Source organism: Cellulomonas wangleii (assembly GCF_018388445.1).
Classification (GTDB): domain Bacteria; phylum Actinomycetota; class Actinomycetes; order Actinomycetales; family Cellulomonadaceae; genus Cellulomonas; species Cellulomonas wangleii.
Genome location: NZ_CP074405.1, coordinates 1436268 through 1457222 on the forward strand (window position 1 = coordinate 1436268; position 20955 = coordinate 1457222).

General features: G+C 75.8%; 21 protein-coding genes and 2 tRNA genes. 16 read left to right on the forward strand and 7 right to left on the reverse strand.

Annotation, left to right across the window (positions count from 1 at the left end):
- Nucleotides 1-108: 108 nt before the first annotated feature.
- Nucleotides 109-474, reverse strand: a complete 366-nt coding sequence (locus tag KG103_RS06665; RefSeq protein ID WP_207340660.1) for a GntR family transcriptional regulator — start codon at nt 472-474, stop codon at nt 109-111.
- Complete coding sequence (locus tag KG103_RS06670; RefSeq protein WP_207340659.1) at nt 471-1421, reverse strand: hypothetical protein; 951 nt, start codon at nt 1419-1421, stop codon at nt 471-473. Before KG103_RS06670 ends, KG103_RS06665 begins: the two co-directional genes overlap by 4 nt.
- 154 nt (nt 1422-1575) lie before the next feature.
- On the opposite strand from KG103_RS06670, the gene KG103_RS06675 reads away from it, so the two are divergent.
- From KG103_RS06675 to KG103_RS06685, 3 genes are all read left to right on the forward strand, one after another.
- Nucleotides 1576-1959, forward strand: coding sequence for a DUF3039 domain-containing protein (locus tag KG103_RS06675; protein ID WP_207340658.1), 384 nt, complete (start codon nt 1576-1578; stop codon nt 1957-1959).
- Nucleotides 1956-3761, forward strand: coding sequence for a DEAD/DEAH box helicase (locus KG103_RS06680; protein WP_207340657.1), 1806 nt, complete (start codon nt 1956-1958; stop codon nt 3759-3761). Before KG103_RS06675 ends, KG103_RS06680 begins: the two co-directional genes overlap by 4 nt.
- A gap of 269 nt (nt 3762-4030) precedes the next feature.
- Entirely contained in the window at nt 4031-4192 is a 162-nt protein-coding gene (locus KG103_RS06685) for a hypothetical protein (RefSeq protein WP_207340656.1), read from the forward strand.
- An 88-nt stretch (nt 4193-4280) separates the two neighbouring features.
- Here KG103_RS06685 and KG103_RS06690 read toward each other — a convergent pair whose 3' ends face one another.
- Nucleotides 4281-5681, reverse strand: coding sequence for a nicotinate phosphoribosyltransferase (locus tag KG103_RS06690; protein ID WP_207340655.1), 1401 nt, complete (start codon nt 5679-5681; stop codon nt 4281-4283).
- A 71-nt stretch (nt 5682-5752) separates the two neighbouring features.
- Between KG103_RS06690 and clpS the strand changes: the two genes are divergently transcribed.
- The 7 genes from clpS to KG103_RS06725 all read left to right on the forward strand — a co-directional run bounded on the left by clpS (nt 5753) and on the right by KG103_RS06725 (nt 11514).
- Nucleotides 5753-6046: an ATP-dependent Clp protease adapter ClpS gene (gene clpS / locus KG103_RS06695; protein ID WP_372434886.1), complete on the forward strand. Its 294-nt coding sequence runs from the start codon at nt 5753-5755 to the stop codon at nt 6044-6046.
- Nucleotides 6046-6684, forward strand: coding sequence for a DUF2017 domain-containing protein (locus tag KG103_RS06700; RefSeq protein WP_207340653.1), 639 nt, complete (start codon nt 6046-6048; stop codon nt 6682-6684). The genes clpS and KG103_RS06700 overlap by 1 nt, the downstream gene beginning before the upstream one ends.
- A 10-nt stretch (nt 6685-6694) precedes the next feature.
- Nucleotides 6695-7507: a glutamate racemase gene (gene murI, locus KG103_RS06705; protein ID WP_207340652.1), complete on the forward strand. Its 813-nt coding sequence runs from the start codon at nt 6695-6697 to the stop codon at nt 7505-7507.
- Entirely contained in the window at nt 7504-8292 is a 789-nt protein-coding gene (locus KG103_RS06710; protein WP_207340651.1) for an MBL fold metallo-hydrolase, read from the forward strand. The genes murI and KG103_RS06710 overlap by 4 nt, the downstream gene beginning before the upstream one ends.
- Nucleotides 8293-8378: 86 nt before the next feature.
- Nucleotides 8379-9215 (forward strand): ribonuclease PH, encoded by an 837-nt coding sequence (rph, locus tag KG103_RS06715; protein ID WP_207340650.1) that lies wholly within the window; start codon nt 8379-8381, stop codon nt 9213-9215.
- A complete protein-coding gene (rdgB, locus tag KG103_RS06720) occupies nt 9212-9856 on the forward strand; it encodes an RdgB/HAM1 family non-canonical purine NTP pyrophosphatase (protein WP_207340649.1) in 645 nt (214 codons plus the stop codon). The genes rph and rdgB overlap by 4 nt, the downstream gene beginning before the upstream one ends.
- Entirely contained in the window at nt 9853-11514 is a 1662-nt protein-coding gene (locus KG103_RS06725) for an ABC-F family ATP-binding cassette domain-containing protein (protein WP_207340648.1), read from the forward strand. The genes rdgB and KG103_RS06725 overlap by 4 nt, the downstream gene beginning before the upstream one ends.
- Before the next feature lie 64 nt (nt 11515-11578).
- Here KG103_RS06725 and KG103_RS06730 read toward each other — a convergent pair whose 3' ends face one another.
- Nucleotides 11579-12133: an NUDIX hydrolase family protein gene (locus tag KG103_RS06730; protein WP_207340647.1), complete on the reverse strand. Its 555-nt coding sequence runs from the start codon at nt 12131-12133 to the stop codon at nt 11579-11581.
- Between the two features lie 125 nt (nt 12134-12258).
- On the opposite strand from KG103_RS06730, the gene trxA reads away from it, so the two are divergent.
- Nucleotides 12259-12627 carry a thioredoxin gene (trxA, locus tag KG103_RS06735; RefSeq protein WP_207340646.1) on the forward strand — a complete coding sequence of 123 codons (369 nt, stop codon included), beginning with the start codon at nt 12259-12261 and terminating at the stop codon, nt 12625-12627.
- Between the two features lie 291 nt (nt 12628-12918).
- Nucleotides 12919-16002 (forward strand): glycosyl hydrolase, encoded by a 3084-nt coding sequence (locus KG103_RS06740; RefSeq protein WP_249670831.1) that lies wholly within the window; start codon nt 12919-12921, stop codon nt 16000-16002.
- Nucleotides 16003-16042: 40 nt separating this feature from the next.
- On the opposite strand, the gene KG103_RS06745 is transcribed toward KG103_RS06740, so the two are convergent.
- Both KG103_RS06745 and bcp read right to left on the reverse strand, forming a co-directional pair.
- Nucleotides 16043-16128, reverse strand: a tRNA-Leu gene (locus tag KG103_RS06745).
- Between the two features lie 44 nt (nt 16129-16172).
- The gene (gene bcp, locus KG103_RS06750) at nt 16173-16640 is read right to left on the reverse strand and encodes a thioredoxin-dependent thiol peroxidase (RefSeq protein WP_207340644.1); all 468 of its coding nucleotides are present in this window, start codon (nt 16638-16640) and stop codon (nt 16173-16175) included.
- Between the two features lie 129 nt (nt 16641-16769).
- Here bcp and KG103_RS06755 point away from each other — a divergent pair, with 129 nt between their 5' ends.
- The 3 genes from KG103_RS06755 (at nt 16770) to KG103_RS06765 (ending at nt 17604) form a co-directional block, all read left to right on the forward strand.
- Nucleotides 16770-17066: a GroES family chaperonin gene (locus KG103_RS06755; protein WP_207340812.1), complete on the forward strand. Its 297-nt coding sequence runs from the start codon at nt 16770-16772 to the stop codon at nt 17064-17066.
- 112 nt (nt 17067-17178) lie between these two features.
- Nucleotides 17179-17451: a hypothetical protein gene (locus tag KG103_RS06760; RefSeq protein WP_207340643.1), complete on the forward strand. Its 273-nt coding sequence runs from the start codon at nt 17179-17181 to the stop codon at nt 17449-17451.
- Between the two features lie 77 nt (nt 17452-17528).
- Nucleotides 17529-17604 (forward strand) — tRNA-Lys (locus KG103_RS06765).
- Nucleotides 17605-17706: 102 nt separating this feature from the next.
- Here the strand turns inward: KG103_RS06765 and KG103_RS06770 are convergent.
- Nucleotides 17707-19176, reverse strand: a complete 1470-nt coding sequence (locus KG103_RS06770) for an SMI1/KNR4 family protein (RefSeq protein WP_207340642.1) — start codon at nt 19174-19176, stop codon at nt 17707-17709.
- 171 nt (nt 19177-19347) lie between these two features.
- Here KG103_RS06770 and KG103_RS06775 point away from each other — a divergent pair, with 171 nt between their 5' ends.
- On the forward strand, nt 19348-20946 hold the full coding sequence (locus tag KG103_RS06775) for a dihydrolipoyl dehydrogenase family protein (protein ID WP_207340641.1): 1599 nt from the start codon (nt 19348-19350) through the stop codon (nt 20944-20946).
- Nucleotides 20947-20955 lie beyond the last annotated feature (9 nt).

Sequence of the window (20955 nt, forward strand, 5' to 3'; positions counted from 1 at the left end):
GCTCGCGTGCCTCCGGTCCGCGTGCCTCCGGTCCGCGTGCCTCCGGTCCGCGTGTCCCGGCGTCGTCGGCCTCGACGGTCGCCCGTCGTGGCCGTCGCCCGGGCGGCCTCAGGTCAGCAGGGCGCCGCGCACGAGGTCGAGCGCCTCGTCCGGGCTGAGGCCGGCGGCCCGCGCGGCCCGCACGTAGGCCGCGGCGGCCTCGCGCGCGCCGACGGTCGCCGGGGCCGCGTCGGCCGCCACGACGGTCCCCGTGCGGCGCCGCGTCACCACGACGCCGGCGAGCTCCAGCTCCCGGAACGCGCGGGCGACCGTCCCGGGTGCGACGCCCAGGTCGGTGGCCAGCGCGCGGATCGTGGGCAGCCGGTCGCCCGGCCGCAGGCGGCCTGCGGCGACGTGCGCGACGACCTGGGTGCGCAGCTGCTCGTAGACCGGGACCCCGGAGCCCAGGTCCACCTCGATCCGCGGGGCACTCATCCGGTGACCCGGACGTCGAGCCGGACGGCCACGCGCGGCTGCGCCGCACGGGAGGAGCGCAGCAGCGCGGTCGCGGCGAGCAGGAGCGTGGTGAGCCCCACCACCGGCGCGGCGGCGAGGGCCGCGGTGCCGAGCGCAGCGGCGACGGGCTGCACGACCTCGATCGACACGCCGTCGACCGCGTACGTGGCGTGCGCGGCGGACCGCACCGCCTTGCCCGTGGCCAGCAGGACGGCGGCGAGCGTCCCGCCGACGACCAGCTGCACGCCCGCGACGACCCGCGCCCCGGACACGCGGCGCAGCAGGGCGTCGTCGTCCGTCGACACCCCGGCGACCGCCGGGCGCGCCGCCACCAGGTGCAGCACGCCCCACGTGGCGACCGCCAGCAGCACGGTGGCGGCGGCGAGGGGCACCGCGTAGGGAGCTCCGGGGTACGGCCCGGCGGCGGTCGACACCAGGGCGTCCGGCTGCAGCGCGACGGTCCGGCCGTCGGGGCCGGCGGTCACGCCGGTGGCGAGCAGGGTCCCCAGCAGCAGGGCGGTCCACGTGAGCAGCGCCACCACCGTCCAGCGGGGCGCGACGTCGCGCGCGGTGCGGCGGGTCAGCGCCGCGCCGCGGACGGTCCCCCGGGGCGCCGGCCACGTGCGCTCGCCGACCGCCGCCACGAGCAGGAACGCCAGGCCGGCGACCGCGGGGACGCAGCCCAGGGCGACCCCGGCCCCTGGTCCGTCGGGTACCGCGCCGGGCAGCAGCACGGCCACGGTCGGCAGGACGGCCCACGCGACGAGCGCCACGGTCGCGGCGTGCCGCCGGGCACGGTCGTACGCGGCGGGCGTGACGACCACCTCGCCGACGGCCGAGGTGGCCGCACGCGCGGCGACGACCGCGACCAGGCAGGCCACGAGGGCCGCCACGGCGAGGGAGAGGAGCAGCACGGGCAGGTTCACGACGGCCTCCGCGACGATGTCAATGTGTTCATAGATTGACACAAAACAGGGGAGTGGTTCCAGACCCGGTCGCGCCGGGTGAGGGCTCCTCCCGGTCCGGCTCGACCCGTCGTGCCGCCGCGGGGCTGTCCGACCCCCGACGTACGATGGCCCCATGAGTGAGCCGACCCCGCCGACCGGACCCGACGACCCGTTCGGACCCCAGGGCGGCACCTCGGTCCTCGAGCGTGCCGAGACGACCGAGCAGGTCGAGCCCGGTGATCACGAGCGCTTCGCGCACTACGTGCGCAAGGAGAAGATCATGGAGTCCGCGATGACCGGCAAGCCGGTCATCGCGCTGTGCGGCAAGGTCTGGGTGCCCGGTCGCGACCCGAACAAGTTCCCCGTGTGCCCCATCTGCAAAGAGGTGTACGACGGCCTCCGCGAGCCGCAGGACGGCGACGGCGGCTCGGACGGGGGAGGCGGCGGAGGCCGCGGGTTCTTCGGCTTCGGCCGTGGCAAGGGCTCCGGCTCCGGCTCCGGCGCGGGCGGCGCGTGAGCGCGGCCCGTCGGTCCGTCGCCCCTGTCTCCACCCCCCAGCACCCCTCGACGGCGGCAGCGCAGCAGCTGCCGCCGGCGTTCCCCGCGCGTGCGCCGTGGGGGGCCGCGGGGAGCCTGCGGGCCTGGCAGGCGCAGGCGATCGACCTGTACCGCGAGCGTGCGCCGCGCGACTTCCTCGCCGTCGCGACGCCCGGCGCCGGCAAGACGACCTTCGCGCTGCGGATCGCCACGGAGCTGCTCGCGTCGGGTGCCGTCCGGCGCGTGACCGTGGTCGCCCCGACCGAGCACCTCAAGAAGCAGTGGGCGGACGCGGCCGCGCGCGTCGGCATCCGCCTGGACCCGCGGTTCTCCAACGCCCAGGGGCGGCACGGTGCCGGCTACGACGGCGTCGCGGTGACGTACGCGCAGGTGGCGAGCAAGCCCGCGCTGCACGCGGCACGCACCACCGCCGAGCGCACGCTGGTCATCCTCGACGAGGTGCACCACGGCGGTGACGCCCTGTCCTGGGGCGACGCGGTGCGCGAGGCGTTCGAGGGGGCCACGCGCCGGCTCGCGCTGACGGGCACGCCGTTCCGCTCGGACACCGCCGCGATCCCGTTCGTCACGTACGCGCCCGACGCGCAGGGCATCCGCCGCTCGGTCGCCGACTACACCTACGCGTACGGCGACGCGCTGCGCGACCACGTCGTGCGTCCCGTGATCTTCCTGTCGTACTCGGGATCGATGCGCTGGCGCACCAAGGCGGGCGACGAGATCGCCGCGCGCCTGGGCGAGCCGCTGACCAAGGACATGACGTCCCAGGCCTGGCGCACCGCGCTGGACCCCGACGGCGAGTGGATCCCCTCGGTCCTGGCGGCGGCCGACCGCCGGCTGACGGAGGTGCGCCGCACCGTCCCGGACGCCGGGGCGATGGTGATCGCGACGGACCAGACCGACGCCCGCGCCTACGCCGGGCACCTCGCCCGCCTCACGGGGCAGTCGCCGACCGTGGTGCTGTCCGACGACGCGGGGGCGAGCGACCGTATCGAGGAGTTCTCGGCGAGCGACTCCCGCTGGCTCGTGGCCGTGCGCATGGTCTCCGAGGGCGTCGACGTCCCCCGGCTGTCCGTGGGCGTCTACGCGACGAGCACCGCGACCCCGCTGTTCTTCGCCCAGGCGGTCGGCCGGTTCGTGCGGGCGCGCAAGCGCGGCGAGACGGCGTCGGTGTTCCTGCCGAGCGTGCCGCAGCTGCTGGAGCTCGCCGCCACCCTCGAGGTCGAGCGGGACCACGCGCTCGACAAGCCGACCGACGGCTCCGAGGACCCCGAGGGGGACCTGCTCGCCCTCGCGGAGCGCGCGGAGAAGGCCTCCGACGCGGTCGGCGCGGACGGTGTCGCCGGCTCGTTCCAGGCGCTCGAGGCGCAGGCCTCGTTCGACCGGGTGCTGTTCGACGGCGGCGAGTTCGGCACGGGCGCCGAGGTGGGCTCCGACGAGGAGCTGGACTTCCTCGGCCTGCCGGGCCTGCTCGACGCGGACCAGGTGACGACGCTGCTGCGGCAGCGCCAGGCCGACCAGCAGGGGGCGCGTCGTGCGCGCTCCCAGCCCGAGCCGGAGGTCATGGACCACCGCAAGCAGGCCGAGCTGCGCAAGGAGCTCGCCCAGCTGGTCGGCGCGTGGGCGCGGCGCAGCGGGCAGCCGCACGCGACGGTCCACGCCGAGCTGCGTCGCCGGTGCGGGGGTCCGGAGGTCGCGCTGGCCGCGCCGGACCAGCTCGAGGCCCGCATCGCGATGGTCCGTGGGTGGTTCGTCGGCAAGCGCTGACGGTCCGTCGCGCATCGGGACGGCTGTCTCGCACACCCGTCCATCTCACGATGTGGACGATGAGGATTGGATGAAATGCCAGGTCAGGACGCTGGACACGTGACCACATACCAGTGACGCCCGGCTCCGCAAGTCGACCGTTCGACGTGCCGAGCGGGCCTGTGACTGCCAGGCTCTTCCCGTGACAAAGACGGCCCCGGGTACCCCCGGGGCCGAACTCGGAGCCTGCGGCCACGTGCCGCCGGGCGTTCGCACGAAAGGGTGCTCACATGCCGTCCTGGCTCATCCTCATTCTCGTCGGTGTCGTCCTCGTCGTCCTCGGCGTTGCGACCAACATCGGCCAGTTCCTCATCTGGATCGGCGTCATCGTGCTGGTCGTGAGCCTGATCCTGGGCCTCGTGGGCCGTGGTCGGTCGCGCACGAGGATCTGACGCAGCATCGCGCGGTCGGCGAACGCCGACCTGACGCGCCGGGCCGGGACGCACCACGCGTCCCGGCCCGTGCCGTGTCCGGAGTGGCTCACCCCAGGCGCAGCTCCACCGTCGGAACGGCCGCCTCGTCCGAGGACAGCCGGCGGGCGCCGCGCGGCAGCTCGTCGCGGGACGCGGCGTGCCGCGCGGCCGCAGCACGCACGCCCTGCGCCGCCGTCAGCCCGGGCAGCACCTCGCCGTCGACCACGAGCGGCACGTGCAGGGGCCGCAGCGTGGGGTCGGGGTCGCGGTGCCGCTCGTCCGTCCAGGCGGCCACCCGCTCGTCGTCACCGACGACCAGCACCTCCTCGACGGCGCGCCCGTCCCGGTCCAGGCGCCGCGCCGCGGACTTGCGGCCACCCAGGCTCGTCTTGGACCGCGACGCCTTGGCGACCGGCTCCATGGCACCCGAGGCGCCCTCGCGGGCCACGAGCTTGTAGACCATCCCGCACGTGGGGGCGCCCGAGCCGGTCACCAGCGACGTGCCGACGCCGTACGAGTCCACGGGAGCGACCGCCAGCGCGGCGATCGCGTACTCGTCGAGGTCGCTCGTCACCACGATCCGCGTGTCGCGGGCGCCCGCCGCGTCCAGCTGGGCACGGACCTCCTGCGCCAGCACGGCCAGGTCCCCGGAGTCGAGCCGCACGGCACCCAGGCCCGTGCCCGCCGCCGCGAGCGCGCGCTCCACGCCGCGGCGCACGTCGTACGTGTCGACCAGCAGGGTGGTACCGGCGCCGGACGAGCGCACCTGCGAGGCGAACGCCGCCTCCTCGTCGTCGTGCAGCAGCGTGAAGGCGTGCGCGGCGGTGCCGATGGTCCGCAGCCCGTAGCGGCGCCCCGCCTCCAGGTTGGACGTGCCGGCGAAACCCGCGACCGCGGCGGCCCGGGCGGCTGCGACGGCGGCGTCCTCGTGCGCGCGCCGCGCCCCCATCTCCAGGCACGGGCGGTCCACCGCCGCGCTGGTCATGCGGGACGCCGCCGACGCCACCGCCGAGTCGTAGTTGAGCACGGACAGCACCAGCGTCTCGAGCAGCACGGCCTCGGCGAAGGTGCCCTCGACGACCAGCACGGGGGACTGCGGGAAGAACATCTCGCCCTCCGCGTAGCCCACGGCCGAGCCGCGGAAGCGGTACCCCGCCAGGAACTCCAGCGTGGCGTCGTCCACGATGCGCTCGTCGGCCAGCCAGTCCAGCTCGGGGGTGCCGAACCGGAAGGCGGCCAGCTGCTCGAGCACGCGGCCCGTGCCGGCCAGCACGCCGTACCGGCGGCCGGCCGGCAGCCGCCGCGTGAAGACCTCGAAGACGCAGCGCCGGTGCGCCGTGCCGTCGGCGAGTGCCGCCTGCAGCATGGTCAGCTCGTAGCGGTCGGTGAGCAGGGCGGTGCTGCCCGAGCCGACGGCGGCGACGGCCGGGGTGGTCGCGGTCGGTGCCGGTGCGTGCGTGTCCGTCATGCCGTCAACGTAGACGCCCCCGGCGACGCGGTCATCCGCCGCGCCAGGCCGTCCCACCTACAGTGGGCGTCGTGCCCGCGCTGACCGCTCCCGACACCCGCCCGGACGTGGCCGAGGCGACGTCCACGGCCGACGCCTGGGTCACGATCGTGTGGAACGACCCGGTGAACCTCATGACCTACGTCACCTACGTCTTCCGCACCTACTTCGGGTACCCGACCGAGAAGGCCGAGCACCTCATGCGCCAGGTCCACGAGGAGGGCCGCGCGGTGGTGTCGACCGGCAACCGTGAGGCCATGGAGATCGACGTGCAGGCCATGCACTCCTACGGCCTGTGGGCCACGATGCAGCGCGGGGGGCAGTGATGCGCGCGTTCCGCCGTCAGAAGGGCCGCTTCGTCGCGCAGCTCGACCCGAGCGAGCGCGACGTCGTCGCCTCGGTCGTCGCCGACGTCGCCGAGCTGCTGGGCGCCGGCCGCCTCGAGGACGGCGCCCCGCCCGCGACGGGCGAGCCCGTCCCCGGTGCTCCCGGTGGGTGGTCGATGCGTACCGGACCCGTGCCGCCGCCGCAGGACCCCGCGGTGCGCCGGCTGCTGCCCGACGCGTCGCGGGACGACCCCGAGGTCGCCGACGAGTTCCGCAGGCTGACGGAGGACGACCTGCGCGGGCGCAAGATCGCCCGCCTGCGGGCCCTGTGGGCCGCGCTGGTGCACGGCGAGCCCGGGTGGCCGGAGCACGCGCTGGTGGTGTCGCCCGACCAGGCCGACGACGTCGCGGCGACGCTGACGGACCTGCGCCTGGTGCTCGGCGAGCGGCTCGGCATCCGCACGGACGCGGACTCCGAGGCACTGTACGACGGCCTGGGCGACGGCGACGAGGACGACGTCCGCGCCTACCTGGCCTCGGTGTACGGCGCGCTGTCCTGGCTGCAGGAGTCGCTGCTGGCTGTGATGCTCGCCGCACCGGAGCGTCCCGGCACCGGGCGCCGCCGGTCCGACGGCTAGTCTCGGTCGCGTGAGCGACGCCCCCATCGGCATCTTCGACTCCGGCGTCGGGGGCCTGACCGTGGCGCGGTCCATCCTCGACCAGCTGCCGCACGAGTCCACGTTGTACATCGGCGACACCCTCAACGGCCCGTACGGTCCCAAGCCGCTCGCCGCGGTGCGCGCCCACGCGCTGGAGATCATGGACGACCTGGTCGACGCGGGCGTGAAGATGCTGGTCATCGCCTGCAACTCCGCGTCCGCGGCCGTGCTGCGCGACGCCCGTGAGCGGTACACGCTGCGCCGCGGGCTGCCGGTCGTCGAGGTGGTGCTGCCGGCCGCGCGCCGCGCGGTCGCGGCGACGCGGAACGGGCGCATCGGTGTCATCGGCACGCGGGCCACGATCGACTCGCGCGCCTACGACGACGCCTTCGCCGTCGCGGGGGTGGAGCTGGCGTCGCGCGCGTGCCCCCGGTTCGTCGAGCTCGTGGAGGCGGGGGTGACGTCCGGACCCGACGCCCTGGCCACGGCCCACGAGTACCTCGACCCCGTCCGCGCGGCCGGCGTCGACACGCTCGTGCTGGGCTGCACCCACTACCCGCTGCTCACCGGCGTCATCTCCTACGTCATGGGCGAGGAGGTCACGCTCGTGTCGAGCGCCGAGGAGACGGCCAAGGACGTCTACCGCACGCTGGTCGCGCACGACATGGAGCGCGACCCGGCGTCGGGCCCGGCGACCCACCGGTTCCTCGCGACGGGCGACCCGGCGTCGTTCGCCTCGCTGGCCCGCCGGTTCCTCGGTCCCGAGGTCGAGGCGGTCGAGCCCCGGGGTGCGTTGCGATGAGGCTCGTCGTGCTGGGGTGCGCCGGGTCGTTCCCGGGACCGGACTCGGCGGCGTCGTCGTACCTCGTCCAGGCTGACGACGCGGACGGCCGCACCTGGTCCGTGCTGCTCGACCTGGGCAACGGGGCGCTCGGTGCGCTGCAGCGGTGGGGCGACCCCGCCGCGCTCGACCTCGTCGCGATCTCGCACCTGCACGCCGACCACGTGGCCGACCTCGCGGTGCTCGGCGTGTACCGCCGCTACCGGCCCGCCGGCCCGCTGCCGCGGCTCGTGGTGCAGGGACCGGCGGGTACGCGGGAGCGGATCGTGCAGATGTCCGGCCACGACCCCGCGACCGACACGGCCGAGCAGTTCGACGTGCGCACCTGGGCGCCGGGCGTGCCCGTCGTCGTCGGGCCGATGACCCTCGAGGCCGTGCCGGTGGAGCACCCCGTGGCCGCCGTCGGCGTGCGCGTCACCGGCCCGTCGGAGGACGACCCGGCACGCCGCGTCGTCCTGGCGTACAGCGGGGACACGGACGCGTGCCCGGGCCTGGACGACCTGGCGACGGGCGCCGACCTGCTGCTGGCGGAGGCGGCGTTCGTCGAGGGCCGTGACGACCACGTCCGCGGCGTCCACCTCACCGGCCGTCGGGCCGGGCAGGCCGCCGCGCGCGGGGGCTCGCGGGCGCTGGTGCTCACGCACGTGCCGGCCTGGAACGACCCGCACGTCGCCGTGGCGGAGGCCCGCGCGGTGTACGACGGCCCCGTCGTGCTGGCCGCACCGGGGGCGACCTACCCCGTGTGACGCCGGCCGTGCCCCGGCGCCGGGGTGCAGCGCCCCCCGGGGGGCCGGTTCGGAGCCGGGCACCGTGCGCACGTAGGGTCGTGGGCATGGTGAGCGGTGGCGGGACGACGGCGGGTGCGGTGGCGGACGGTACGGCGGGGGTGCTGCGGGCGGACGGGCGACGGCCCGACGAGCTGCGGCCGGTGACGATCACCCGGCGCTTCCTGGACGCGGGCGAGGGGTCCGTCCTCGTGGAGTTCGGCGGCACCAAGGTGCTGTGCGTCGCGTCGTTCACCGAGGGCGTGCCGCGCTGGCGCAAGGGCTCGGGCGAGGGCTGGGTGACCGCCGAGTACGCGATGCTGCCGCGGGCCACCGACAGCCGGTCCGACCGGGAGTCGGTGCGCGGCAAGGTCGGCGGGCGCACGCACGAGATCTCGCGGCTGATCGGCCGGTCGCTGCGCGCCGTCGTCGACGTCGCCGCGCTCGGGGAGAACACCGTCGTCCTCGACTGCGACGTCCTGCAGGCGGACGGCGGCACCCGGACGGCCGCCATCACCGGTGCGTACGTCGCGCTCGCCGACGCCGTCGCGTGGGCGACGTCGCAGCGGCTGGTCAAGCCCGGACGCAGGGTGCTGCGCGACTCCGTCGCGGCCGTCAGCGTCGGGATCGTCGACGGCGTCCCGGTGCTCGACCTGCCCTACCGCGAGGACGTGCGCGCGCAGACCGACATGAACGTCGTGACGACCGGCTCGGGGACGTTCGTCGAGGTGCAGGGCACGGCGGAGCACGCGCCGTTCGACCGCGCCGAGCTCGACGCCCTGCTCGACCTCGCGGTGGCGGGCACCGCCCGGCTCACGGCCCTGCAGGCCTCCGTGCTGGCGGCGCCCGCCGCCGACGGGACCGCGACGCGGACGGCAGGACCGGCCGCCGGGGTCGGCGCGTGACACCGGCCGAGGGTGTCGTGGTCCCGGCCGGCGCACGGCTCGTGCTGGCGACCCACAACGCGCACAAGGTCGCCGAGCTGCGCGCGATCCTGGCGCCCGTGCTGCCCGGGCTGGACCCGGCCGCGGTGCTCGGCGCCCGGGAGGTGCACGCGCCCGAGCCGGTCGAGGACGGGCTGACGTTCGAGGCGAACGCGCTCCTCAAGGCGCGGGCCCTCGCGGCGGCCACCGGCCTGCCCGCCGTCGCCGACGACTCGGGGCTGAGCGTCGACGTGCTCGGCGGTGCGCCCGGCATCTTCTCCGCGCGCTGGGCAGGACGCCACGGCGACGACGCCGCCAACCTGGCGCTGCTGCTCGCCCAGCTGTCCGACATCGCCCCCGCCCACCGCGGTGCGCGGTTCGTGTGCGCGGCAGCCCTCGTCACGCCCGACGGCACCGAGCACGTCGAGGTGGGCACGCTGGAGGGGACGCTGGCCACGGCACCGCGCGGTGCGCACGGCTTCGGCTACGACCCGGTGCTCGTGCCGCACGGCGAGACGCGCACGTGCGCCGAGCTGACGCCGGCCGAGAAGAACGCGATCAGCCACCGCGGACAGGCGTTCCGTGCCCTCGTGCCGCACCTGGTGGCGGCGCTGCAGGCATGAGCGCGCCGCCGACCTCGCGTCCGGGCGAGGTGCAGCTCGTCGCGGAGTCCGTGACGTTCGGCTACCCGGGGCGCCCGGTGCTGGACCGGCTCGACCTCACCGTGGGCCCCGGCGACCGCGTCGGGCTCGTCGGGGAGAACGGCGCCGGCAAGTCGACCCTGCTGGGCGTGCTCGCCGGTCGGCTGCACCCGCAGGGCGGCGCGGTCCGCCGGCAGGGAACGCTGGCGGTCGTCGAGCAGGACCTCGCCGTGTCCGAGGGGGACACGATCGGCACGCTCGTCGAGGCCACGGGTGCGGCCACGCGCGCCGCGGCGGCCGACCTGCAGGCCGTGATCGACGCCTTCGACCACGAGGGCGGCGACGTGGCCGCGCTGTCCGCGGCGATCGCGCGCTACGAGCACCTCGCGGCCTGGGACGTCGACCGGCGGGTCGACGAGAGCCTGTCGCGGCTGCGCGCCCCCCGGGACCGCGACCGCCCGCTGGCCGAGCTCAGCGTGGGCGAGCGGTACCGCGTGCGCCTGGCCTGCCGGCTCGCCGAGCGCGCCGACCTGCTGCTGCTCGACGAGCCGACCAACCACCTGGACACCGGCGGGGTCGAGCACCTCACCGCGCAGCTGAGGGGGTGGGCAGGTGGGCTCGTCATCGTCACGCACGACCGTCGCCTGCTGGACGACGTCATGACGGCCATCCTCGACATGGACCCGTCGATGGACGGGCGGCCGGTGCTGTACGGCGCGGCGCGGTACGCGGACTACCGGTTCGCGCGCGACCAGATGCTGCGCCGGTGGCGGGCCCGCTACCGCGCCGAGCGCAAGCGCGCCCGGGTCCTGGCCCAGCGCCTCGACGCGTCGTACGAGGGCCTGTCGGACGAGTGGCGCCCGCCCAAGGGGTCGCACGCCCACCGTCGCGCCACCCGGGCGCGGCAGCACGTGAAGGCCGCCGACCGCCTGGTCCAGCGCCTCGAGGCGCAGGCCGTCGAGGTGCCCGTGCCCCCGCCCGCCCTGCAGTTCCCGGACCTGCCGTCCGTCCCCACGGACTACACGGGTGGTCCCCTCGTGGACCTGCGGGGCGCCCGCGTCGCGGGGCGGCTCGACCTGCCCGGGCGCCGGGTGGACGTCATGCCGGCGAGCCGGCTGCTGGTCACGGGCCCCAACGGCGCCGGCAAGTCGACCCTGCTGGCGGCGCTCGTGGGCTCGCTCGTGCTCGACCGGGGCACGCGGACCGTGGCGCCGGGCGTCCGGCTGGGCGTCCTGGCCCAGGAGGGGCCGGGGGAGCGCGCCGCGGCACCGGGTGGCGCGTCGCCGACCGCGTTCGACGCCTACGCCCGCCACGCCCTGGACCTGCTCGAGGCCGGCGCCCTGGACCCCGACGCGCTGGTGCCCGTCGCGGCGCTCGGCCTGCTCACCGAGGAGGACCTCGAGCGTCCCCTGCGGGAGCTGTCCGTCGGTCAGCGCCGCCGGTTCGACCTGGCGTGCGCGCTGCTGGCGGCGCCGCACGTGCTGGTGCTCGACGAGCCGACCAACCACCTGTCCGTCGGGCTGGTCGACGACCTCACGGTCGCGCTGCGGGCGACGTCGGCCGCCGTGGTCGTCGCGACCCACGACCGGCAGCTGCGTGCCGACCTGGCCGACTGGCCGCAGCTCGACCTCGGCACCTGACACGGCACCTGACACGGCACCTGACGCGGCACCTGATGCGGCCCGGCGCCGACGGCGGCGCGGGTCAGGGCAGGCGGCCCGCCCACGCCATCGCCTGGCGCAGCAGCAGACCCTGCCCGCCGTTCATCTCGACCTGCACCGCCTCGGCGCACGCCTCCTCCGGCGTCAACCAGGCCAGGTCCAGCGCGTCCTGCTGCGGGCGGCAGTCACCGGCCACCGGGACCACGTACGCCAGCGACACCGCGTGCTGGCGGGGGTCGTGGTACGGCGTCACGCCGGGGGTCGGGAAGTACTCGGCGACGGTGAACGGCTGCGGCGACGCCGGCACCTGCGGCAGCGCGACGGGGCCCAGGTCCTTCTCGATGTGCCGCAGCAGGGCGTCGCGCACCCGCTCGTGGTACATCACGCGCCCCGACACCAGTGCGCGGGACATCACGCCCTCGTTCGTCACACGCAGCAGGAGCCCGACGGCGACGACGTCGCCCGACTCGTCCACGCGCACGGGCACGGCGTCGACGTAGAGGATGGGCAGCTGCCGGCGCGCGGCGCCGATCTGCTCGGCGGACAACCAGCCGGCAGGACGCTCGGGGCCAGGGTGGAACTCGGCGGACGCGGTCACCGTGCAGTTCTACCCCGTCCGCGGCGTGCGGGCCGCATCGCCTCGCTGGGGGCAGCGGGCGGCGGAATAGGGCCGGAGGGGTCGGTGCTGTACCGGGGGAACCCCTGCAGGACGGAGACACACCCATGAGCACCATCACGCTGACCGCCGACACCATCTCCAGCACGGTCAAGGACAACGACATCGTCCTGATCGACTTCTGGGCGGCGTGGTGCGGCCCGTGCCGCATGTTCGCACCCGTCTTCGAGGCGTCCAGCGAGGCGCACCCGGAGGTCGTGCACGCGAAGGTCGACACCGAGGCCGAGCAGCAGCTGGCCGCGGAGCTCCAGATCACGTCCATCCCGACGCTCATGGCGTTCCGGGACGGGATCCTCGTCTTCAACCAGGCAGGTGCGCTGCCGGCCCCGGCGCTCGAGCAGGTCCTCGCGGGCGTCAAGGAGCTCGACATGGACGAGGTGCGCGCCAAGATCGCCGAGCGGTCCTCGGCCGCCTGAGACCCCTCGCCGAGCGGCGGGACGAACCGTTTCGGGGCGTCCCGCCGCTCGCGGTTGCAGGACCTGGACGCGGTGTTAGCGTGATGTGAGATCGCTCTCACCACAGCGTGACCAACGGGGGTCGCGCGGGGACCGGTCGCGGTGCGGCGCAACGGAGCGGCGCACCGGTCGCAGGGGCGACCGCCGCGCGCGCAGCGCGCGACGGGGTCGCCTTGGGGGCTTCACACCATGCAACCAACAGCACGGACCCCTCGGGGGTCCTCATCTCAGCACGCCCTGGACACGGTCACGGTGCCGTGGTGGAGGCGTGGGATCGCGACGACGGCGGCGCTCGCGCTGGCCGGCGCCGCGGCCCTCGTGATCGTCCCGCGGGACGACGCCGTCGCCGCCGACGGGATCGTCGACGTGGGTGCCGGCGGGTACGCCGCCGCACCTGTCGGGCCCACGCCCGAGGGGTGCGACTCGGTCGAGGCGGACCCGCGCTCGGCCCTGACGGACGACGCACCGTCCGGTGCGCTGCCGACCAACGACTGGTGGTCGTCGCTGCTGTACAAGCGGCTGGACTGCCGCCTGAGCGAGCCGCTGCACGCCCACCCGGTGTCGTACCAGCCGACGCCCGGGGGCCTGGGTCTGTCGACGCCGCGCGAGGCGACGCTGTCCGGGACGCCCGGCGGCATCGGCGAGTTCCACTTCCGGTTCGTCCAGGACGTCGTGGTCGGCGTTGCCGGGCTCGAGGCGCCGACGGTGCAGGTCGCGGGCTGGACGGACTGGACGGTCACGCCGTCCTGGTCCGACGGCACTCGCAGCCTGCGCGCGACGATCGGGCACGGGCTGCCCACCTCCTGGTACCACGTCCAGGGCGGCGACGCCGTGCTGTCGTCCACCCACGACGTGCGCGTGTGGGCGCGGGACGGCGCCACGCTCGGCTTCACCGCCAACGGCCACGACTACGCCGCGCACGCACCCACGGGTGCGACGTGGGACGTCACGGGGTCCACGCTCCGGTCCTCCCTGGGTGGTCGGGGCTACCTGGCCGTGACCGCGCTGGCCACGGCGGCCGACGCGACCGACGCCGACCGGGCCGCCGCGCTCGCCGCGGTCGACGGCTCCGCCCTCGCCGAGGTCACGGGCACCACGGCCGACTACACCTACGACGCCGCCGCCGGCGTGGTCCGGACCACCTACCGGCTGGAGACGACGCCGCTGGAGGCCGGTGCGACCGGCGCCCTCGTCGCGCTGTACCCCCACCAGCAGCGGTACGTCACCGCCGTCGACGGGGAGCAGCTCGACGCCGCGTACCCGAGCCCGCGCGGGGCCATGACGCCGTACGCGGGCACCACGTCCTTCACCACCGCCACGCCGTTCACGGGCGTCCTTCCGGAGGTGCCGGCCGTCGCCACGTCGTCCGGTGCGGCGCGCGCGACGCTGGACGGGCTGCTGGCCGAGGTGGCCGCCGACCCGATGCCGATCCTGCGGGCCGACACCTACTGGACCGGCAAGGCCCTGGGGCGGGCGACGCGCATCGTCGAGATCGCCGACCAGCTGGGGGAGACGCAGCTGAGGGACGAGACCCTGGCGCGCGTGCGCGCCACGCTCACCGACTGGTTCACCGCCACGCCGGGCAAGACCGGGCAGGTCTTCGCCTACGACGAGCGGTGGGGCACCCTCATCGGGTACCCCGCGTCGTACGGCTCGGACACCGAGCTGAACGACCACCACTTCCACTACGGGTACTTCGTCGCCGCGGCCGCCACCCTGGCCCGGTTCGACCCGCAGTGGGCGTCGGACGGGCAGTACGGCGGCATGGTGGACCTGCTCATCCGGGACGCCAACGGGTACGACCGGTCCGAGACCCGGTTCCCGTACCTGCGGGACTTCGACGTGTACGCCGGCCACGACTGGGCGTCGGGCCACGGGGCGTTCGTCGCCGGCAACAACCAGGAGTCGAGCTCCGAGGGCATGAACTTCGCCGGCGCTCTCGTGCAGTGGGGCGAGGCCACCGGTGACACCGCCGTGCGGGACGCGGGCGCGTACCTGTACGCGACGCAGGCCGCGGCGATCCAGGAGTACTGGTTCGACCGGGCCGAGGCGATCCCGGACGGGTTCGGCCACTCGACCCTCGGCATGGTCTGGGGCGACGGCGGCACGTACTCGACGTGGTTCTCCGGCGAGGCCGAGATGATCCAGGGGATCAACACGCTGCCCATCACCGGGTCCCACCTGTACCTCGGCACGCGACCGGACGACGTCCGGTCCAACTACGCCGAGCTGGTGAAGGCCAACGGCGGACCGCCCACGGTGTGGCAGGACATCCTGTGGAGCTACCTGGCGCTGGGCGACCCCGACGAGGCGTTGCGCCTGCTGCAGGCGAACCCCGGCTACCCGGTGGAGGAGGGGGAGTCGCGGGCGCACACGTTCCACTGGATCGCGAACCTCGCGGCGCTGGGGACGCTCGACACCACGGTGCACGGCGACAGCCCGCTCTCCGTGGTCTTCGTGAAGGACGGCGCGCGCACCTACGTCGCCGCCAACGTGACGTCGGCGCCGCGGACCGTGACCTTCAGCGACGGCACACGGGTGTCGGTGCCCGCCGGCAGGACGGTGGCCACGGGGGCGCAGACGTGGTCCGGCGGGGGTGCCGTGGGCGGCCCGACGGCCGGGCCGACGGCGAGCCCGACGCCGACGCGGACCCCGCGTCCGACGGCGAGCCCGACGCCGACGCGGACCCCGCGTCCGACGGCGAGCCCGACGCCGACGCGGACCCCGCGTCCGACGGCGAGCCCGACGCCGACGCGGACCCCGCGTCCGACGGTCAGCCCGACGCCGACACGGACCCCGCGTCCGACGGCGAGCCCGACGCCGACACGCACCCCGCGTCCGACGGCGAGCCCGACACCGACGCCCGGCACCGGACTCACGTTCGCGCTCGGCCGGGACGGTGCGCTCGTCCGGACCCCGGGTCCGGCGGGCGAGCTCCAGGTGCCTGCCGCGCGCGGGACCGACACCGCGGCCGAGCCGCCGGGAGCCGTCGTCCTGCAGGCCACGGGCCTCACCGCCCGGGCCACGGGCGGGACGACGACGTTCGACCTGCTGGTCGACGCCGGCACCCACGTGGGCAACGGCACGCGCCTCTCGGTGCAGTACGACCTGACCGGGGACGGGACGTGGGACCGGGTCGAGGTCTACCGGTACCTCGCGACCGACCCCCTGCCGGGCGGTGAGCGCTACACCCAGGCCGTCGGCCTGGACCGCGCGACCGGTGCGCTGGGTGACCTGCGCGGTGGCACGGTCCGGGTGGCGCTGTGGAACGCCATCGGGAGCGGTCCGTCGACGGTGGCGACCGGAGGGTCCGTGATCGGGCTGCCGTTCCGCTGAGGTCGGCGACGGGGCCGGGGCGTACGCCCCGGCCCCGTCGTGGTGCGGGAGACGGGAGTCGAACCCGCACGCCCTTGCGGGCACCAGGACCTAAACCTGGCGTGGCTGCCGTTTCACCACTCCCGCGCGCGCCCGAGTCTGGCACGCGCCGACCCGGGGCCGCCCGGTGGTCAGTCGATGCCGAGGTCCCGCCGCAGCTTGGCGACGTGGCCCTTGGCGCGCACGTTGTACTGCGCGAGCGCGACCTTGCCCTCGGGGTCGACCACCACGGTCGAGCGGATGACGCCCGTCGACGTGCGCCCGTAGCTGGTCTTCTCGCCCCACGCGCCCCAGGCCTCGAGCACGCGGTGCTCCGGGTCCGAGAGCAGGGGGAACGTCAGCGCCTCGGCCTGCGCGAACCGCGCCAGCTTCTCGGGCGAGTCGGGCGAGACGCCGAGGACGACGTACCCGGCGCCCGTGAGCGAGGCCAGCGAGTCGCGGAAGTCGCAGGCCTGCGCCGTGCAGCCCGGCGTGCCGGCGGCGGGGTAGAAGTAGACGACGACGGAGCGGCCGCGCAGGTCCCGCAGCGACACCTCCTCGCCGGTGCTGCTGGGAAGCGTGAGGTCGGGCGCGGTGTCGCCGACGGCGAGGCGGGGCACGGTCACTCCTGCGGGTCGTGGGGGCGGGACGACGGACGCCAGCCTAGATCGCAGCGGGGTAGCGTCGGCGACGTGAGTGCACCGAACGAGACGCCCCGCGAGGGCGCGGGCCGTGACCTTCCCCTGCGCATGCTCAACGACCGGCTGCTGGTCGAGCTCGACTCCGACGCGGCCGAGCGCCGTACCGGCGCCGGCATCCTCATCCCGCCGACGGCGGCCATGGGCAAGCGGCTGGCGTGGGCCACGGTGGTCGCGGCGGGTGAGCACGTGCGTCAGGTCAAGGTCGGCGACCGCGTGCTGTTCGACCCGGAGGAGCGCGCCGAGGTGGAGGTCTCCGGGAGCACGTACCTGCTCCTGCGGGAGAAGGACGTGCACGGCGTGGCGGAGCCGCGGGCGACCGGTGAGGGCACCGGCCTGTACCTGTGACCGGCGTGTCGTGCGCACCCGCCGTCGTGTCTTCATGACGGCGAGGTTCGCGTCGTAGGGTCCGGGTGAAGGTCGGGGGACCGCGACTGTCGCGCGTGCGACGAGGAGGACCATGGACGAGCGCATCCCGGCGGACGACCCGGGCCGGGCCCAGGAGGCCGGGGCCGGCGCGGAGGGCGTGCCTGCACCTGACGAGAACGTCATGCTCCCCGGGCTCGACGCGGCGCAGCACGCCCAGGAGCTGCTGGCCGAGCACGTGCCGTTGACCCTGCTCGTCGACCTGCTCGCCCCGACGGGGCAGACGTCCGAGGAGCTGCTCGCGGCCGAGGGGCTCCCCGAGGACGCGTGGTGGAGCGCGGACGGCGGCACGCCCACCGGGGCGTGAGGGTCGTCACAACAGGCCCGTGGGCGGCCCTCCGGTTCGACCACCACCCCGGGATCCTGCTAATCTCAACCAGCCGCGCGCCTCTAGCTCAACTGGCAGAGCAGCTGACTCTTAATCAGCGGGTTCCGGGTTCGAGTCCCGGGGGGCGTACCAGCCACGAAGCCCCGTCAGGTCCGCCTGACGGGGCTTCGTCGTTCCCGGGGCGACCCACCACCGACGACCGCGACCAGCACGGCGGACGGGATCCCGGTGGCCTCAGCGCGCGCCCATGAGCAAGCCGGGCGCGAACACGGTCGGCGCCAACCCCAGGGACCCGGCCAGCGAGACGCACCCGTGGCACGGGTCCATCGGACCGTGCGGCAGGTACGTCGCCTCCCCGACCGTGCAGATGGCGCCGTCCGGCATCCCGACGAGCGACGTGGGCTCCGGCTCGCCCGCGGCAGCCGCGTGGTCCGACCTGGCGGTGAGCGCCCGTGACATGGCGCTGACCGGCGAGCACCCACGGACGTCGTACTGCAGCCATGGGCCGGTGTCACGCACGGCTGCGTCCAGCCAGTCGGTGAACCACTCGGTGAACGACGACGCGACCTGGGTGGTCTCTCCGGCCGACCCGGACGCGTCCAGCCAGACGGTCCCCCGCCGCTGCCCCTCGAGCGCGAGCACCCAGGCGTTGCCGCACCCCGCGTGCGCGAGTGGGACGACGTCGCCCGCCCGCCGCAGCGGCAGCAGCCCGTACCCCGGGCCCGCACCCGGGCCGGCGACCCGCAGGAGGAAGTCCCGCACGTCGTTCGGCAGCGGGCCGGTCCCGGCCTCCACCGCCGCGAGCTGCTCGTGGTCCAGCACCGGCCCGAGCCGGCCGCCGTGCACGGTCCAGCCCTGCCAGCCGGCCGCCTGGCGGGGCGTACGCCGCTCGGCCAGGCCGTCGAGGGTCCGCTGGACGGCCTCGCGCGTCACGGGCGCCGGCGGGTCGAGGGGCACCAGCATCGCGAGCTCACGCAGCAGCGCGGCGTCGTCGCCGGACGCGAGCCCCACCGGGTCGTCGAGGAGGCCGGTCGTCGTCCAGTCGGCGCCGTGGACCTTGAGCTCGACCGTCCGGGAGCTCGGCCACTGGGCCACGAAGAGGCTGACGAGCGCGGCGTCGTCGCCCTGGAGCAACGGCAGGCACCCGACATCGCCGATCAACGGCGGCAGCAGGAACGGCGTGCCACCGAGGGCCTCCCGGAACTCACCGAGCCGCACCACCGCGTCCGGCCCGGCGGGCCCACGGTCCAGCCCTGCCACGACGAGCCCGAACCGTCGCCCGTCGAGCACGACCTGGCAGCGCACCACCGGGTGCGCGGCCGACGGCTCGCGGCCGGCGATCGCCCCGAGCAACGCCGACACGAGGCCCGCCAGGGAGTGGCCGCCCTGGGCGACGGCTTCCTCCTCGCTGGGGCCGTACCCGGGCACCGACGTGAAGACCGGCGTGCTGCCCAGCCTTCCACCGGACAGCTGGAAGAAGCACGCCGCCTGCCGCTGCCGGCCCAGGTCGGTGACCACGGGGACGTGGCACAGCACGGTCAGCTCAGGACCGACGACACGCGCCGTCCCCTCCACGACCTGCGCCCCGTCGAGGTGCTGCGCCACGACCGCGGCGAGCAGCGCGTCGTGCGACACCGGCGCCGGACGCTCGGGCTCCCTGCCGTGCCCGTCGGGTCCGGGGGGCTCGCGGCGGCGTCCGAACACGCGTCCATCCTGGCAGCGTCGGGCGGGTGAGGTCGAGGCTCTCGCCCGTTCTCCCTGGACCCTGCTCGGACCACGGTGCGCGCACGGTCCGCCCGGGCCCTTGCGTGTCCCGGCGGGCATGCCGCGGCGCAGCGCGTCACGATGTCGTCACCTGTCGAGGACGGAGCGGTGATGGCCGACGAGCGGAGCGGGTCCCCGGAGCGGGACGGCACGGGCGAGGCAGGACGGGCCGCCGACCCCGGTCCGCAGGGCGGCGGCACCGTGGACCGCTCGACCCGCGCCGACGACGAGTTCGACGTGGTCGTCCTCGGTGCCGGGGCGGTGGGGGAGAACGTCGCGGACCGCGCGTCGCGCACGGGGCTGCGCGTCGCCGTCGTGGAGCCGGCGTTGGTCGGCGGCGAGTGCTCCTACTGGGCGTGCATGCCCTCCAAGGCGCTGCTGCGGCCCGGCGACGCGCTCGCCGCGGCGCGCGCGGTGCCCGGCGCGGACGCCGCGCTGACCGGTGACCTCGACGTCGCGGCCGTGCTGGCCCGCCGCGACGAGGTCGCCGCCCACTGGGACGACGCCGGGCAGGTCGCCTGGGTCGAGGGTGCCGGGCTGACGCTCGTGCGGGGGCACGCGCGGTTCACGGGGCCGCGCACACTCACGGTCGAGAGGGCCGACGGGACCGCCCGCCCGTTGCGCGCCCGCCACGCGGTGGTCGTGGCCACCGGGTCGGTCGCCGTCGTGCCCGACGCCTTCGCGGGCGTGCGGGCGTGGACCAGCCGCGAGGCGACGTCCGCGCACCGGGTGCCCCCGCGGCTCGCCGTCGTCGGCGGTGGCGTGGTGGCCACCGAGATGGCCACCGCCTTCGCGGACCTCGGCAGCGAGGTCACGGTGCTGGTGCGCGGGCGGCGGCTGCTGCCGGCGGCCGAGCCGTTCGCCGGGGACGCCGTGGCGCGCAGCCTCACCGACCGCGGCGTGCGCGTCGCGTTCGGCGCGTCCGTGACGTCCGCGTCGCGCGACGAGGAGGGCGTGCACCTGACCGTGGAGCGCGCGGGCGACGACGGCGCGCCGGGCGCCGCCGACGTCGTCACGGTCGACGAGGTGCTGGTCGCCACGGGTCGCCGACCGGCCACGGACGACCTGGGGCTCGAGGTGCTCGGCCTGCGACCGGGTGATCCGCTGGCCGTGGACGACCGGTTGCAGGTGACGTCGGTCGAGGGTGGCTGGCTGTTCGCGGCGGGCGACGTCACGGGCCGCACGGCGACCACCCACCAGGGCAAGTACGACGCCCGGGTGGTGGGGGACGTCGTGGCCGCCCGGTTCGACCCGCGGGACCCGGGCGCCGTCTCGGACGACCCGGCGGGGCTGTCCCGTGCCGCCGAGGCCGCCGCCGCGCCCTGGAGCCGCTACCGCGCCACCGCCGACGCGGCGGCGGTGCCGCAGGTCGTCTTCACCCGGCCCCAGGTGGCCTGGGTCGGGCGGACCGAGGCGGCGGCGCGTGCGGAGGGGCTGGACGTCGAGGTCCTGTCCTACGAGCTGGGTGACCTCGCCGGTGCCACCGTCACCGCGGCGGACTACGCGGGCCGGGCGCAGCTCGTCGTGGACCGCGCGCGCGACGTGGTGGTCGGGGCGACGTTCGTCGGCCCGGACGTCGCCGACATGCTGCACGCGGCGACCGTCGCGGTCGTCGGGCAGGTGCCGCTCGCGCGGCTGTGGCACGCGGTGCCCTCGTACCCGACCCTCAGCGAGGTGTGGCTGCGGCTGCTGGAGGCGGCGGGTCGCTGACCCGCCGCC